General features: G+C 63.3%; 13 protein-coding genes and 2 tRNA genes. 10 read left to right on the top strand and 5 right to left on the bottom strand.

Features of this window, described 5'->3' with window-relative positions; translation table 11 throughout:
* Positions 1-2 precede the first annotated feature (2 nt).
* The 4 genes from MKZ91_RS01270 (at position 3) to MKZ91_RS01285 (ending at position 4303) form a co-directional block, all read left to right on the top strand.
* Complete coding sequence (locus tag MKZ91_RS01270) at positions 3-641, top strand: Isoquinoline 1-oxidoreductase subunit (RefSeq protein ID WP_336167178.1); 639 nt, start codon at positions 3-5, stop codon at positions 639-641.
* Between the two features lie 289 nt (positions 642-930).
* Positions 931-1917, top strand: coding sequence for a helix-turn-helix domain-containing protein (locus tag MKZ91_RS01275; protein ID WP_336167180.1), 987 nt, complete (start codon positions 931-933; stop codon positions 1915-1917).
* A gap of 257 nt (positions 1918-2174) precedes the next feature.
* On the top strand, positions 2175-3164 hold the full coding sequence (locus tag MKZ91_RS01280) for a helix-turn-helix domain-containing protein (protein WP_336167182.1): 990 nt from the start codon (positions 2175-2177) through the stop codon (positions 3162-3164).
* 344 nt (positions 3165-3508) lie between these two features.
* Positions 3509-4303, top strand: coding sequence for a transporter (locus tag MKZ91_RS01285; RefSeq protein ID WP_336167184.1), 795 nt, complete (start codon positions 3509-3511; stop codon positions 4301-4303).
* A gap of 120 nt (positions 4304-4423) precedes the next feature.
* Here the strand turns inward: MKZ91_RS01285 and MKZ91_RS01290 are convergent, their stop codons facing one another.
* Positions 4424-5875 carry a CYTH and CHAD domain-containing protein gene (locus tag MKZ91_RS01290; protein ID WP_336167186.1) on the bottom strand — a complete coding sequence of 484 codons (1452 nt, stop codon included), beginning with the start codon at positions 5873-5875 and terminating at the stop codon, positions 4424-4426.
* Between the two features lie 376 nt (positions 5876-6251).
* Between MKZ91_RS01290 and MKZ91_RS01295 the strand changes: the two genes are divergently transcribed.
* Together MKZ91_RS01295 and MKZ91_RS01300 are read left to right on the top strand one after the other, a co-directional pair.
* Positions 6252-7358 (top strand): endonuclease/exonuclease/phosphatase family protein, encoded by a 1107-nt coding sequence (locus MKZ91_RS01295; RefSeq protein ID WP_336167188.1) that lies wholly within the window; start codon positions 6252-6254, stop codon positions 7356-7358.
* 2 nt (positions 7359-7360) lie between these two features.
* Positions 7361-8086, top strand: a complete 726-nt coding sequence (locus MKZ91_RS01300) for an NUDIX hydrolase (protein WP_336167190.1) — start codon at positions 7361-7363, stop codon at positions 8084-8086.
* A 229-nt stretch (positions 8087-8315) separates the two neighbouring features.
* On the opposite strand, the gene MKZ91_RS01305 is transcribed toward MKZ91_RS01300, so the two are convergent.
* Entirely contained in the window at positions 8316-10565 is a 2250-nt protein-coding gene (locus tag MKZ91_RS01305) for an adenylate/guanylate cyclase domain-containing protein (protein WP_336167192.1), read from the bottom strand.
* Between the two features lie 253 nt (positions 10566-10818).
* Here MKZ91_RS01305 and MKZ91_RS01310 point away from each other — a divergent pair, with 253 nt between their 5' ends.
* Entirely contained in the window at positions 10819-11736 is a 918-nt protein-coding gene (locus MKZ91_RS01310) for a PhzF family phenazine biosynthesis protein (RefSeq protein ID WP_336167194.1), read from the top strand.
* Between the two features lie 67 nt (positions 11737-11803).
* Here MKZ91_RS01310 and MKZ91_RS01315 read toward each other — a convergent pair.
* Positions 11804-11879: transfer RNA gene (locus MKZ91_RS01315), tRNA-Lys, on the bottom strand.
* Positions 11880-12241: 362 nt separating this feature from the next.
* On the opposite strand from MKZ91_RS01315, the gene MKZ91_RS01320 reads away from it, so the two are divergent.
* Positions 12242-12317: transfer RNA gene (locus MKZ91_RS01320), tRNA-Lys, on the top strand.
* 478 nt (positions 12318-12795) lie between these two features.
* Here the strand turns inward: MKZ91_RS01320 and MKZ91_RS01325 are convergent.
* Positions 12796-13449 carry a hypothetical protein gene (locus MKZ91_RS01325; protein ID WP_336167196.1) on the bottom strand — a complete coding sequence of 218 codons (654 nt, stop codon included), beginning with the start codon at positions 13447-13449 and terminating at the stop codon, positions 12796-12798.
* 52 nt (positions 13450-13501) lie between these two features.
* Complete coding sequence (locus tag MKZ91_RS01330) at positions 13502-13867, bottom strand: hypothetical protein (protein WP_336167198.1); 366 nt, start codon at positions 13865-13867, stop codon at positions 13502-13504.
* Positions 13868-14128: 261 nt separating this feature from the next.
* On the opposite strand from MKZ91_RS01330, the gene MKZ91_RS01335 reads away from it, so the two are divergent.
* Both MKZ91_RS01335 and MKZ91_RS01340 read left to right on the top strand, forming a co-directional pair.
* Positions 14129-14821, top strand: coding sequence for an SOS response-associated peptidase (locus tag MKZ91_RS01335; RefSeq protein ID WP_336167200.1), 693 nt, complete (start codon positions 14129-14131; stop codon positions 14819-14821).
* A 374-nt stretch (positions 14822-15195) separates the two neighbouring features.
* Positions 15196-15456: a DUF1127 domain-containing protein gene (locus MKZ91_RS01340; RefSeq protein ID WP_336167202.1), complete on the top strand. Its 261-nt coding sequence runs from the start codon at positions 15196-15198 to the stop codon at positions 15454-15456.
* Positions 15457-15489: the final 33 nt, after the last annotated feature.

Below are 15489 nucleotides of genomic sequence, written 5' to 3' on the forward strand. Positions count from 1 at the left end.
CCGTGATCAAGCGAACACTCGCCCTGCCACTTGCCGCCGTCCTTGCTGCAGCCGGTCTCGTCGCGGCCCTTGAGCCGATGCGCGGCCATGCCGAAACCTCCGGCGGCGCGCTGAAGCCAGTCGCCGAGTTCGCCTCGATTGCCGATGCGAGCGCACGCTCCAAGGCGATCTTTGCGGAAGCGAGCCGCGTGCTCACCCATCCGCGCTGCATCAACTGCCATCCGGCAACCCGCAGCCCGACGCAAGGCGAGGACATGCATCCGCATGTGCCGCTGATGATCGCTAGCGACAGCTCGATGGGACCGGCGGGCCTTGCCTGCAGCGCCTGCCACGGGCCGGAGAACCGCACGATCGTCGGCAGCCGGCTGAAATCCATTCCCGGCGACGCCCACTGGCAACTCGCGCCCGAAAGCATGGCCTGGCAGGGGCTGACCGTCGGCGAGATCTGCCAGCAGGTGAAGGACACGGAGCGCAATGGCAACCGCTCCCATGCCGATCTCGTCAAGCACATGGGCGAGGATCACCTGGTCGGCTGGGCGTGGCATCCGGGCGAAGGCCGCAGCGCACCGCCCGGCTCGCAGCCCGAGCTTGCCGCGCTGATCTCCGCCTGGGTCGAAGCCGGCGCGGAATGTCCGGATTGAGCGCAGCTCATATCCGGATTGAGCGCAGCTCATATCCGGCCGAGCAACGGTTCATGTCCCGGACCGAGCGGCAGTCCATCCTGAAGTGAGCGCGGGCCCGCGCCAATGCTGCAACTGTTTGGCCTGACGGGGCGGTCCGGCATGTTGCTTTTGGTCGCCCGAACGGCAGTCGCCGACAGGTGACAGGCGCGCGTTGCCTGTATTGCCGCCGTCTTTTACTGTTACGTACTTCCTGCCTGCAGCGATTTTCGAGACGATGGCGTCCTGGGTTCATCCTTGAGGGCAATTCATGAGCATGCTTTCCGCAGCCTGGGCCAGACTTCCGGTTACTCGCATCGAGGACTTGAGCGACGGCGTCTATGGCGCCGGTCTCGAGGTGATGCAGATGTCGACCTCGCCGCTCTCGGGCAGCCTCGTCTTTTCCCAGCAGAACGGCGTTGTCTACAGCAGCGGGCTGATCAACGGGCAGATCGCGCTGAGTGGCCCGCTGCACCACGACCTCTTGACCGTCGGTGTCGGCCTGCGCCTGGGGGCAGGCACCCGCCATTGGCTGACCGAGACGCCAACCGGCGCCGTCGGCGTCTTCCACGGCGGCGACGATCACGACGCCATTTACACACCGGGCTCGCTCTATGCGACCGCGACGCTGTCGGTCGACCGGCTGGAGGAGATTGCCGCCGGGCAGGGGATCGTGCTCGACAAACCACTGCTCGGCGGCACCGGCCTTTATCACCGGCCGCTGTCCCCGGCGATCAACAAACGGCTGAAGCAGGCCTTCGAGCGTGTTCACGCCGGCCGCACCGTGCCGCGTTTCGGCGAGGCGGATATCGGGGAGGCACTGCTCGACGTGCTGATCGAGCATATCGGTCGCCAACCGTTTGCCCGCAACCGGCGCAGCAACGCCGAGGCGCATGCGCGTATCGTCGAGCGGGCGCGCGCCTACATCGTTGCGCATCTGGCCCAGCCGATTTCGCCGAACGAGATTGCAAGGGCTGCCAATACCTCCCGGCGTACCCTGTTCCGTGCCTTTGCCGATATTCTCGACGATTCACCGCAGGGCTATGTGCGGCGGCTGCGGCTGCATCGCATCCGCCACGACCTGGCAAGCCACGAGGAAACGGCCTGCACCATCGCGCTGATCGCCAACCAGTGGGGCATCAGCGAGCTTGGCCGCATGGCCGGCTGGTACAGCGACCTCTTCGGCGAACGCCCGAGCGAGACATTGGCGCTTGCCCACCAGTTGCAGACTGCGAAGTCCAGCGCGTCCAGACACTAAAGCGCCGTGCGTTGAGAGCAGGATATTGGGCGCGAAACGACAGGCCAGCCTTTCTGTCTTCCAGTTTGGCACGGACTGCATAGCCAGAGCCGGCCATTGCTTCCTATCCTCGATATCAGGACATGGAGGGGCGTCATGGGGTCGAAGGTCCAGGTGCCGTTGGTGCGGGATGGATGCGCACGCGGGCCAAGGACGCCGCGATCCGCTAGGCTCGCTCCCAGGCCCGACCGCGTCGTACCAAGCCGTTGCAACCTGCCATGCTGAGGCAGGGGCTCTCCGGCCTTTCGACCTGGCAGCGTTTCGAGATCCGGCGGATCGAGGATCTCGGCAACGCCATTTTCGGCGCCAGGCTCGACGTGTTGCAGATGACCGGGCCGCCGATCCGCGGCAGCCTTGCTTTCGCCGCCGGCAACGGCATCGTGCTTTCGAGCGGATTGATCGAGGGCAGGGTGGCACTGTCGGGTTTTCTGCCGAGCGATGCGGTAACACTCGGCATCGCGCTGCATGTCGGTCCGGGCTCACGCCTCTGGCTCAATGCGGCGCGTGATGGCGACGTCGCCATCTTCCTGCCCGACGACCGCTACGACGCCTATTATACTGAGGGAACGCTCTATGTGGCAGCGACGCTTTCGCGCGAGCGCCTCGAAGAGATTGCCAGGCAGGCAGGGCTTGCCCACGATCCGCAGATGACCGCGAAGGCGGGTCTGCATGACAGGCCCCTGGCGCCGCCCGTGCTTGCCTGGCTGAGGCACCAGATTGCCGGCATCCACCGCGGCGACGCGGTGACGGAGGCAGCCGGCGGCGAGATCGGGCCGCGGCTGCTTGAGGCCGTGATCGCGCATTTTGCCACCGGACCGGGTGGCAACGGCGGGATGGAACCTGCCGGACGCGCCCGGATCGTCGCGCGGGCGCGTCGCTTCATCCTTGAAAACCTGGCTGCGCCATTGACGCTGAGTGCTGTTGCCAGAGCCGCCGAGACCTCTCAGCGCACGCTCAATCGTGCCTTTGTCGAGGTGTTCGACGACACGCCCGTCGACTACGTCAACCGGCTGCGGCTGCATCGCATCCGCCGGGACCTGGCGAGCGAGGCCGGGACACCACAGACGGTCGCCAAGGTGGCTGCGCGCTGGGGTATCCATGAACCCGGCCGCATGTCCGGCCGCTACCACACGCTCTTTGGCGAATATCCGCACGAGACGCTGGCTTTGGCGCAACGGGCGCAGCGACACGGACCTGTGTTCTACTAGCCGATGCCGGCGCAGCACCGGTGTCTGTTTCTGCTTTCGCGCGTGACCGTCGACCGCTTCGAATTGCGGTCCGTCAATTTGGCACAATCTGCATAGCCACCGGGTGGCGCCGCGTCGTTAAATGCAGCGGAAAGGACAGGTTGCTGCCAGGGCGTCCGATCTTCAGGAAGACGCTCGCATGCTGTGGAAGCGCAACCCTGACGATTGTCCGTAACTGTTACGTACTTTCCGCTGCCGATCAACTCGCTGTGCACCCCGGCTGTGGCCACGGCCCACCCGGTGGACCCGTTCCGCGATTTCATATGTGCTAAATCGCATAGAGGTTGTGATTCGGGAGCCTGCCGATGCATGCACGCATAGCTTCGTTGGGGGTGGCGGCAGTGCTTGCCGCTGCTTCGTCGGCAAAGGCTGAGGATGCCGATCTTGCCAAGCAGCTTTCAAACCCGGTGGCCTCGCTGATCAGCGTGCCGTTCCAGTTCAACTATGATCGCGGCTACGGGCCTGATGACGGCAACAAGATGACGCTGAACATTCAGCCGGTCATCCCGATCTCGCTCAACGACGACTGGAACGTGATTTCGCGCACCATCCTGCCCGTCGTCAACCAGAACGACATTGCCGGCGACAGCGGCAACCAGTTCGGTCTTGGCGATACGCTGCAGAGCTTCTTCTTTTCGCCGAAGGAGCCGACGGCAGGCGGCCTCATCTGGGGTGCGGGCCCGGCCTTCCTGTTGCCGACGGCGACGGACGACCTGCTGGGCGGCGAGAAATGGGGCGTGGGTCCGACGGCTGTCCTGCTCAAGCAGGAAGGGCACTGGACCTATGGCGTGCTTGCCAACCACATCTGGTCGGTCGCCGGAAATGACGATCGCGACGATGTGAGCTCGACCTTCCTGCAGCCATTTCTCTCCTACACCACGCCCGATGCCTGGACCTTCACGCTCAACACCGAAAGCACCTATGACTGGAAGCATGACGACTGGAGCGTGCCGATCAACTTTACCGTCGCCAAGCTCACCAAGTTCGGCGAGCAGCCGGTAAGCCTGCAGCTCGGCGCGCGCTACTGGGCGGCCGCACCGGACAACGGCCCCGAGGGTTTTGGCGTGCGCGCCGCGATCGTCTTCCTGTTTCCGAAATAGGTTAGGTGCGGCGTGCCGGGGAAGCGGTTCCCGCCTCACTCGGATCCCGGGCCGGCTGAAAACGGGTGACGGGATGGCCCCCCGGCGCCAATTGGCGCCAGAAGGGCGGGGCCAGAAGCGTCAGCGCCAGAACCGCTTCACATCGATCACGTCGTCGAGTGCGTTCTGGGCGCTGTCGATCAGCTTCTCCTTGTCCGCATGCACGGTCAGTGCCTCGGCGTCGGGGTGGTCCTCAAGGCCGATTGCTTCCAGCACATGCGGCCCGGACACGAGGTCGTTGAGGGTGCCGAGCCGGTCCTGCAGGCCGGTCATCGCGTCGATGAAGTGTCGGTGGCGGCGCGCGCCGCGCTTGTCGTCAAACAGCGAGACGAAGAACTCGGCGGCGTAGCGCAGCTTCTTGGCATCCTTGCGGGCTTCGTGCCGGTCTTCGTCGCTGACCTTGGCGAGCGCGCGGCCATGTTTCTTCAGCTTGCGGCGCTCACGGTCGAGCACCGCTTCGGCGAAATCGACCGCCGAACGCTCGCGCAGCTCGGCGGGTGCGCTTGACTGGTAGTCGCCGCAGTGCAGCCAATCCTGCAGGTCGAGCATCAGGGCGCGGCCGCGAGGACCGTCGAGCGTTTCGAAGACTTCGGCATAACGCGCGGCGCGCGCCGTCCGCAGGCGCTCGCGCAGCTCCGGGCTTGGCTGCCGTGTCAAGAGAACATCGACGTCGCGGGCGGTGCCGAAGGCGCCGGCCAGCCACTTCAGCTCCTGCCTGATGCGCTGGCTCTCGTCATCGCCAAGAATATCCTTGTAGAGCGAGAAGGCCGAGCGCAGGCGGCGCAGCGCCACGCGCGCCTGGTGCAGGGCCTCCGGATTGCCGCGCTCGCGCAGCACGTCCTCGTTCAGGCGGTAGTGACGAAGACAGGAAAGGGCGATGGCGCGGAAGCTTTTCATAAGCCCCATCTCGCGCTCGAGATCGACCGGCTCCGCCTTGTGCACGAGCCGCTCGGCGTCGATCAGCCGGAAACCCCGCTCGGCCTTGGAGACGACGCCGAAGCGGATGGGAACAATCGCCTCGATCCGGCGGGCAAGGGTAAAGAGCGCCTTCGGGTCACCATCCTTAAGCTCGAGTTCGATTTCGCCGACGGCGGTCCGGCGGCTGCCGGATTTGACCGTGCCGCGATCGAGCGCGACCTCGATCTTCGTGCCGTCCTGGTCGACGTCCCAGATGGTGCGCTCGACGTCGACGGAAAATTGCGGCTCCAGATCATCCGCCTCCAGCCCGAACTCGCCGGCAAGCGGCGTGCTGTGATCGACGACCGGCCGGTCTTCCGACAGCGGCATCTCCCATTCCGGGCGGGCAAAGAGCGAAGCGCCCGGGCCGGTCGCCTTGATCGTTTGCTTGCGTGCAGCGCCGACGGTGCGGATCCTGAGCGTGAAGCCCGCTTGAAAGAGATCGCGACCGCGCGTGTCGAAATAGACGGATTGCTGCTCCTCGACCCTGGCCGGCTCGCCAAGCAGGCCGGAGGCCAGGAAGCGATCGAGGTTTTCCGGGGAGAGTTCCAGCTTGATTTCGATTTCCGTATTCAACCCATCCTCCATGAGCGCAGACAAGGCGATAACGCCATATGAGCACATTGGTTCGTGTTCTCGATGACATGGATCAAAGTTGAGGTGGCGGTTTTTGAGTGCGACAAGGGGCAGAGGGAAGCAAGGGACGTCGCACCTTGCGGGAGGCGCTACACTTTTCGCAGAATTGCACTTTGTATTGTCGCAATTCCGGGCGGAAAACCGTTTCACACCTTTCCTGGAATTGCTGTTTTCTCGTCGCAAACCCGAACGCAAAACCGCTTCGCACTTTTGCTGGATTTGCTCATTGTATTGTCGCAATTCAGGACGGAAAACCGTTTCACACTTTTCCTGGAATTGCTTAAGCTCCCGACATTTCATGCCACGGAATTGATAAATGTCGCTTCGCCTTGCCACCTTCAATATCGAAAACCTTTTGAGCCGCTTCGATTTTTCCGGCTTTCGCAACCAGCTGAAGCAGGACCGGGTGCTCCGGCTCTTTGACGTGAAGAGCGAGGCCGAATACCAGCGGCTGGAGGAGGCGCGCACCATCGCGCATACGGACGACACAAGGCAGATGTCGGCGCTGGCGATCGCCGATTGCGATGCGGATATCCTCTGCCTGCAGGAAGCCGACAACATGGCCTCGCTGCAGGCGTTCGAATACAACTATCTCTTCCGCATGGTCGGCAATGGCTACCGGCAGAAGTACCTGATCGAGGGCAATGATTCGCGCGGCATCGATGTCGCGGTGCTGATGCGCGAGGAGACGCGCGACGGCCAGCCGATCGAGTGCCTGGACGTGAAGAGCCATGCGGGGCTGACCTATGAGGATCTCGATCTCTTCAACGACAAAATAGCGCTCACCAGCCGGCCGGCCGACCGGATCTTCAAGCGCGATTGCCTGGAGCTCGACTTGCGGATCGGCGGGCGGCCGCTGACGCTTTACGTGGTGCACTTCAAATCCATGGGGCCGGCGCGCGAGGGGCTCGACGGACGGCAGGCGACGATGCCGATCAGGCAGGCGGAGGCAAAGGCGGTGCGCCACATCATCGAAAGCCGCTTCGGCCGCGGAAAGACCGCCGACAAGATGTTTGCGATCTGTGGCGACATGAACGACTACCAGGAGAAGGTGAACATCCTCGGCGACCGGCGTAACGGCTATGAGTTCGTGCCCTATGAGGAAGCGGAAAGCGCGCTCGACGTCTTCACCCTTGACGACTTCGTCGTAAACCCGATGCAGCGCCGGCCGGTGCTTGATCGCTGGACGCTGTTTCACAGCCGCGGGCCCGAGGAGCGGCATCTGTGCCAGCTCGATTACATCTGGCTGTCGCCGGCGCTGGCCAAGCGCAATGCCCACCAGGTGCCCGAGGTCATTCGCGGCGGCCAGCCGTTTCGCACCATCTTTCCGCCGGGGCTGGAGGTGGAGCGCTATCCGCGCACCGGTTGGGACCGCCCGAAGGCGTCCGACCATTGCCCCGTGGCCATGACCCTGGACGTCTGATGATGAGCACGCTCGAAAGCAATACCCGCCAGTGGCCGGCCGAAGGCGTGATCATTCCGATTGCCGACGTCGATATCCGCGTCAATGGCGCGGTGCATCCGTTTCACCTGGAGGAAGTCGGTCGCGCGCAGGAGAACTGGGCCTGGGAGATCGCCGCCAATCCGCACCTCTTCGACGGCCGCATGGTGCTGCAGCGGGCGCTGAGGATCGAGGACGGGCGGGTGCGGGGCGAGGGGCATGTGGTGCCCTATTCGACCTTTCTGTGGTGGCGCAAGACCCGCGCGGAAGGCGCCTTCCACCTCTTTGCCATGCCGGCGATCCTTTCTTCCGACGGGGCTTTGATCCTGGTGCGCATGGGCGGGCACACCGCCAATCCGGCCCGCGTCTACAGCCCCTCCGGCTCGCTCGAGCCGGAAGACATCGTCGACGGTCGCTGCGATATCGACGGTAACATTCGCCGTGAGGCGCTGGAAGAAACCGGCATCGACCTTGCGCTCGCCACCGCCGAGCCCGGCTATCACCTGTTGCATATGGAGCGGGCGGTCACGGTGATCCGCGTCTACCGCTATCCGGAAACGGCCGAGGCGCTGGTGGCGCGGGTGGCGGCGCATATCGCCAACGACCCGGAGCCGGAGATCGACGAGGCGATTGCCGTTTTCGGGCCGGATCCGGCCGCGAACAACTACCCGCCCTTCATCCCGCCGATCCTGAAATGGCTGTTCCGGTAAGCATCTGCCGTTCAGAGCTTGAGTCGGAAGCGCGCGACAAGAGATTGTTTCTGCTGATCAATTCGTTTCTTTGATCATGAGGCAATCAAGCCAGGTCCGGGCGAGTTTCCTGTCTTGTCCACGCTCCCACGCATCTCACAAGGTCGCGCTTAGGCGCGCATCGTGGCGATGGCATGACACCGCTTGCGGACAGGCGGCTGATCCCGCGGGGCGTCGGCCGGGACGCGGGTCATTTGACGACAGAGAACTCGTATTGCTGCCAGCGGTGCACGGCCCGGTACTCGTCCTCGCGGCCTGGTGTTCGAAAGGCATTGCGATAGATTGCCCCGCAGCTCGACAGTTCTCCCGGAAAGGCCTTGCACAAGAAGTTGCCCTGGACCCAGGCCGTGCCCTTGCGGGTTTGTGTGTCGACGGTCTCGGTCAGTTCGCCGTTGGCGGTGATGGCCTGTTCGATCGGCAAGATCTTCGGCAGCGCCGTGCGTCCGCGGATCCGGCTGCCGAAGAGGAGGCGCTTCATGTCGTTTCCGGTCAGCCGGTCACGGGCAACCAACCCGCCGCTTCCGAGCGCCGGCAGTTCGGGCACGCCCGCCTTGCTGAGGCCAGCCAGCAGGCGCTCGATGTCTTCGGCGTTCTTGAAAACCATGTAATCCTGGGTGATGAGCTGGTTGGGTTGTTCGCCCATGTAGCGGTCAGCCAGCGCCTTCCTCAGCCTTGCAAGCGCGGAAGCGACGCCTTCGGTGCGCCCCAGGTGGGCGTAGGCCGAGACGAGCACCTGCAGGGCGTAGAACTTCGCCCAGGGATCGGGCGAGTTGAAGTTCATCTTCTCGATCAAGTCGATCGCCGCTTCGAAGTTGCCCTGGGTGAACTGCGCGAGCGCGGCCTGGTAGCGGCGAAAATCCACCCAGGAATTCGGGTCGACGCGCGCTGCCGCATCGAGATAGCCGAGAGCCTCCTGGGGCTTGCCGTTGAAATTCAGCGCGTGGGCCAGCGACAGCTGGTTCCAGCTGTCGCTTGGGTCGAGCGCCACCGCTTTCAACAGCACGTTGACGGCCTCGTCGGAAGCGTGCTCGCGCACCTTCAGTTCGGCGACGAGCTGGTAATAGGCGGATGACGGATTGCGCGCCGCGATCGCCAGCGTCTCGCCGACCTTGGCATAGGCCTCGTCGATCGAAAGCCCCATGAACACGGCGCGGGTGGTATCGGCATCCCAATAGGCCCAGGCCAGCTGGGCACGGGCCGCGCCGAAATTCGGATCGAGCGCGACGGCCTGCTGCAGCAGTTTCACGGCCTCGGCAAATTCCTCCGGCGTGTTTTCGCGCGAATAAATGTCCATCGCCTTGAGATAGGCGTCATAGGCGGCGGGGTTGCTGGTGCCGCCGGCGCGCGGCACGATATCGGCCACCAGGCGCAACTGCAGGGCGCCGGCGATGCTGCCGACGACCTTGTCCTGCAGCGCAAACACGTCCTCCCAGCGGCCATCGAAACGTTCCGCCCAGACATGTCCCGATGTGGCGCCGTCGATCAGCTGCGCATTGATGCGCATGTCGCCGCCGACGCGGCGGATCGAGCCTTCGAGCAGGTAGCGCACCCCGAGCTCGGTGGTGATCTCGGCCGGCGTGGCACTCTTGCCCTTGTAGGCAAAGGCGGTGTTGCGGGAGATGACGAAAAGGCCGGGCACGCGCGCAAGTGCCGTCGTCAGATCCTCGGTCAGGCCGTTGGCAACGTATTCCTGATCCTTGTCGGCGCTCAGATTGTCAAAGGGAAGGACGACCAGCGAGGGGCGGAGATCGTCGGCGGGCTTCGCCTTCAGCGATGCCGTCTCGATCGTCGCCAGGGGCTGCCAGAATACCGAAAGAACGAGGGCGGACAGCAGCAAAAGGACGGCAGCCACGATCGCCGGGATCCGCCATCCCAGCCGCTTTCCAATGCTTGCGCCGGCCTTGCCGGAGGCTGGCGTTCCGGCGGAGACGCGATAGACGCGCACCGGTTCCGACAGGCTTTTCACCCGCTGCTCCCCGAGCGAGACGAAGTTTACGGGCAGCTTGCCCTTGACCTGGTCATAGGCGGCACCCGAGAGCGCGATGCCGCCTGGAAGCGCCAGCCCCTGCACCCGGTCGGCAATGTTGACCCCGTCGCCATGAATGTCGTCGCCCTCGACGATGACGTCGCCGACATTGACGCCGATGCGGAACTGAAGCGGCGGCTTGCCGGTGGTCTCTGTGCCGCCCGCGTTTGAGGAGGCCTTGTCGTCCTGGATCTCGATCGCGCATTGCAGCGCTTCCACCACGCTTGGAAACTCCACCAGCACGCCATCGCCCATGGTCTTGATCAGGCGTCCGCGATGCGCCTTGACCCGCGGCTCGAAGAGCTGCGTCATATCGGTCTGGAACAGCGCGCGGGTGCCTTCTTCGTCGAGCTGGCTTCTCTGGCCATAGCCGACGACGTCTGCGATCAGGACGGCGGCAAGTCGACGCTCCATGGCGACACCAGCGACGGGCAGATCAACCGAGGGGTGGCGGCCAGTCTATCGCCGTGGCGAGGTTCCGTCCACTTTGCGGGCAGGGGCGAGGGCCGCCGGAGGGTGTTTATTGGACGTTGCGCGCCATGTGACCCGGCCGCCAAGACCACGCAATCGTGACCGCAGTCGACCTTGGACAGAGGTGCTTTTGCCCTTGCCGCCTGCGTCCCGACATTGCAAGGTCACGGGGGGTTATATTCGCAAGGGGACATGAATGGCGTTGCGCTACGCGATCTATGACGTCTTCACCGACAGGCCGCTTCAGGGCAATCCGCTCGCCGTGGTCTTTGGTGCGGACTGGCTGGACGACGAGGCGATGCAGGCGATCGCGCTGGAGTTCAACCTGTCGGAGACGGTGTTCATCCGCAGGCCCGGCGGCGCTGCCCATACCGCCAAGCTCAGGATCTTCACGCCTAGCCACGAGCTGCCTTTCGCCGGGCATCCGACCGTGGGTGCCGCGGTGGCGATCGCCGAGACCGCCCATGGCGAGACGAGGGAAGGCTTCGACCTGGTGCAGGTGCTGGAGGAAAAGGTGGGGCCGGTGCGCTGTGCCGTGAGGTTGAGGCCCGGGGCGGCGAGCTTCGCCGAGTTCGACCTGCCGCGCAAATCCGTGCGGCTCGACGCCCGCTTCGACCGGCAGGCGATTGCCGATGCCATGAGCCTGAAACTGTCGCAGATCGGCTTCGAGAACCATGTACCCTCGTTCTGGAGTGCCGGCGCACCCTTCGTGCTCGTGCCGGTGCACGACGTCGCGGCGGTGTCGGCGATCGAGTTCGACGTGCTGCGCTGGGAGCAGCTGACGCCGATGGCCGAGGGGCGGCTCGCTTCGGCCTATGTCTATTGCCGTGGCGGCGTGAACCATACGGCGCGCTTCCACGCCCGCAAATTCGGCCCGGGCGCCGGGCATCTGGAGGATCCGGCAACCGGCGCGGCCGTCGCGGCGCTCTCGGGCGCCATCCACCATTTCGACCAGTTCATCGACGGCCACCATCCCGTCCTGGTGGAGCAGGGGGTGGAAATGGGAAGACCCTCCTTCATCCACCTGCATCTGGATATTTCAGGCGGGGAGATCAGCAATGCCCGCATCGGCGGCCATGCGGTGAAGATCGCCGAGGGAACGTTGTTTGTGTGAGGGGCGCGCGTGAGGGTTTAAGGCAAACGCCCAAAAGACCCATTCAATCAGTGCTTTAGGAGAAATTTGGTGGGTGATCACGGGCTCGAACCGTGGACCCGCTGATTAAGAGTCAGCTGCTCTACCAACTGAGCTAATCACCCATCCGCGACCGCTGCGGTGTGTCCCGCTGCTGTCGTGAGGGGGCGTATAAAGGCGTTCGATTGGGTTGTCCAGCGGCTTTGTGAATTTTTTTTGAAAAAGTCCCCGGGGGCTAACCTGGCCCCTGTGGACAAAGAGCTCGCCGTCAAAAGCGATGCATTCACCACCTGAGCCGCACATCTCCTGCCGTCGCCACGTCGAAACCGCCGACGACGGAAGACGCTTTGCTGCCCTGCAACCCGAGAGAGAGAAAAGTGCACCTCGTCCCGGTGCGCGAGATCGAAGTGCGCTGTGATTTTTGAAGAATCCGGTACGATTTCCTCTTGAGTGCGACAAGGCCGTGCGCTAAAGCGAGCGCACGGATGGGTGATTAGCTCAGTTGGTAGAGCAGCTGACTCTTAATCAGCGGGTCCACGGTTCGAGCCCGTGATCACCCACCAAAACTTCTCCTAAAGCGTTGATAAAGTTGTACTTGCAAGGTGTCGGCGGATTGCGTCCGCGCGCCGAGCATGCTCATTCCGACAACAAATCCGGCTTTGACCTGGCCGGCGCCGAACAGCTCACGATTTTCGCTTCAACCAGTGCCAGCCTTTTCGTCCGGCGCGCCCCAGAAAGCGTCCGGTCAGGACATGCGACGTTATCGTCACAAGTGGAATGACGCCAAACGAGAAGACGCTGGCGAGCAGGAACAATAGGCCGTTATTGGAAGCCCCCCGATCGGCGGGCCAGTAAAACAGCGAAAGAGATGTAATGACAACAATGATCAAGCAGGGGAGCGTTAGGGCGTCGGCTGTAATGCTGAGCCAGTTTAGCCGGACTGTTCGGGTCGACCACCAGGCTGTTGCAATCAGCATTGGAAGATAGTGGAGCGACGCAACTATAAGTGACGCTATCCATGCTTCCGTCACCGCTTGCACCTTACCGAGAACAGGATTCGAACCGCACATAGGGCGGAAGCGGGAAGGTCTTTTCGGTTCGTTCCCTGTCGCTGAGGGCGCTCTTATCCGCAACGCGAATGGCGACGTGCTTGGAGCAGGCCCAGGAATAGGACGTCAACATGCCGAACGCCATGTAGCGGACTTGGTCCTTCTCGAGGATGCCTTGTGCTGTGACGGGAATTGAGGCGCATTGCTCACGCTCTTCGGCACTGTCTTGAAGCTCAGCCTCGTCGAGCTTCAGAAAGCAATCCGGAATGAGGTGGCAATGAACCCTGCCATTGACCGACCAGACCAGCTCGCCGTTCCGCCAGGTTTCAAAGCGGACAGGGGTGCCGCGCGGAGTAAGTTCCCCGGGTCCAACTGGCGGGTCGAAAAGGGTTCGGTAGATTGTCCGGGTTGTCGGCTCGTCCTCCCAGCCATAGTCCGTCCAGTCAAAAGCATAGGTGGCCTTCTCGGGTGGGCAGGTTTCAGCTCCCGCATGCGCGGTTGCCGGTGTGATCAGGCTCGCGACGATCAGTATTGCTAATCGTCTATCCGCCTTGCTGCGGCTTCCACTGGACCTGGCTGTTGAAAAACCGGACCGGCATCCGGCGGCATCGGTGCTGAACGTGTGCGGGACTGAACTCAATTGCATGTGGTGCCTTCGCCAGTTGATTGGAGCTTGCACGGTAGTCGCCCTGCGCTCGCTACTGGAGTTCTGGGAACTTCCGGTCGCAGAGCGTTCTGAAGCCGGCCAATGCCCTGACATAGTCGTCATCCTCGGCAAGCCTCACCATCATGTTGACGTGGTCCTGGATATAGGCGTCGGCCGCCTTCTGATCGAGGCCTCTTTTTTCAAGGCGCGGCACGGCGATCGCGTAGAGACTTTCGAACTTCTTGCGGTAGGCCTCGGCCTGCTCGGTCGCTTTTTTCAGCTCGAAGCCTTTCCAGTACAGAAAATAGGTGGCTCCGCATTGCACCGGGTAGTCGTCGTAGATGGAATTCATCGGCACGGCGCGAGCGCCGTTCATGGACGAGAAGACAAGCGCTGCTGCGAGAATAAGGGTCTTCAACTGTTGCTCCAGCCAGAATCGAACCGGCCGACGCCGACGCCCGAGCATTAAGCGCGAGCAATGCCGGCAAATCAACTTAACGGGCGGTTCTCTTGGGCTACGCCTTTCTTTCGGGTTGCTCCAGCCGGTTGCTGCGGTGCGCGGTGGCAACAGCGGCGACAGGCGGGCAGGGCGCAACCCGGCGCAGCAAGACGCATTGGTGCGTCACGGATTGACGGCGCGCTTCGCCGCGATACCTACTCTTTCCGGAGAGGATCGCTCATGTGCGGACGTGTCTATCTGAAGACCAATCTCGAGGGGCTGCTGCGCGCCTTCGGCTTTGCGGAGCGCGGCCAGGTCGAGGGGCTCGCCAACCAGTTTCCGCGCTACAACGGCGCGCCGACGCTGATCTATCCGCTCATCATCCGCGACGTGATCCGCGACCCCGATCTCTTCGGGCCGGTGTTCGTGTCGGCGCGCTGGGGGCTGATCCCGAGCTGGGCGAGGGATCCGAAGCCGCGGCCGCTCGTCAATGTGCGTTCCGACACCATCGCCACAAAATTCCGCTCCAGCTATCAGCGCCGGCGATGCCTGGTGCCGATCGACGGCTTCTTCGAATGGAAGGACATTCACGGCACCGGCAAGGACAAGCAGCCCTATGCGATCGCCATGGCATCGGGCGAGCCCTTCTGCCTGGCGGGTATCTGGGAGACCTGGCGCGATCCGGCAACCGACGAGGACATCCGCACCTTTGCGATCGTCACCTGCGAGCCCAACGAGATGGTGGCCGACATTCACGACCGGATGCCGGTGATCCTTCACCCCGAAGACTACGCGCGCTGGCTGTCGCCGGAGCCGGACGCGGCCGACCTGATGAAGCCGTTTCCGGCAGAATTGATGGCGATGTGGAAGATCGGCACCAGGGTCGGTTCGCCGAAGAACGACAGTCCCGACATCCTCGATCCGATCGACTGACGGCGACCAAGCGGCCGCAACCTCCAGCTGTTGCTTGTCTGCAACAGCGGCCTGCTTGATCGTGATGGTGCAAGATTACGTCTTGCCGTGACAGTAAACTCGTGTAACTTTCGCCGCATCGGAGCTCAAACTAGAGGAGGCGTACGATGAATCATACATTCGTGCAGATGTGCACCTCTGGTGGAGTGGCTTGCTCGTCTCGACGTCGAGGCTGCAATTCTATCGGTTACTTCGGCGCATAAGCGTCGTCCGAGTTCCGCCTTTTCGTATTTTCCATTTTGACTTGATGTGACCGGTTTGCCGGAACGCGTTTCCGTGCCCGCGCACGTCCATAATCTAGAGGACCCGTCCGCCTGGAGCGGCGGGGATTAATCATGCGCGAATTGCAACTGACTGCCGCCGGTAGCCTGCCGGCGATCATGGACGAACTGTTTCGGACCTTCGGCTTCTGGCGTACGCTCAAGGCCGTCGTCCCGGCCGCCTGGCGGCGTCACCGGACGCTGAACCAGCTCACCCATCTCTCCGACCACCTGCTGCGCGATATCGGCGCGGAGGAAGGCGTGACGCGACCGGCAACGGCCGATATCTCGCTGTGGGCGATGCCGGTCGGCTACCCGGTCTGCCGAAAGAACTGAGGCCCGCTCTGCGGGCCTCAGGCCGCTGACATA

This window comes from Ensifer sp. MJa1, assembly GCF_037026475.1.
Taxonomy (GTDB): Bacteria; Pseudomonadota; Alphaproteobacteria; order Rhizobiales; family Rhizobiaceae; genus Ensifer.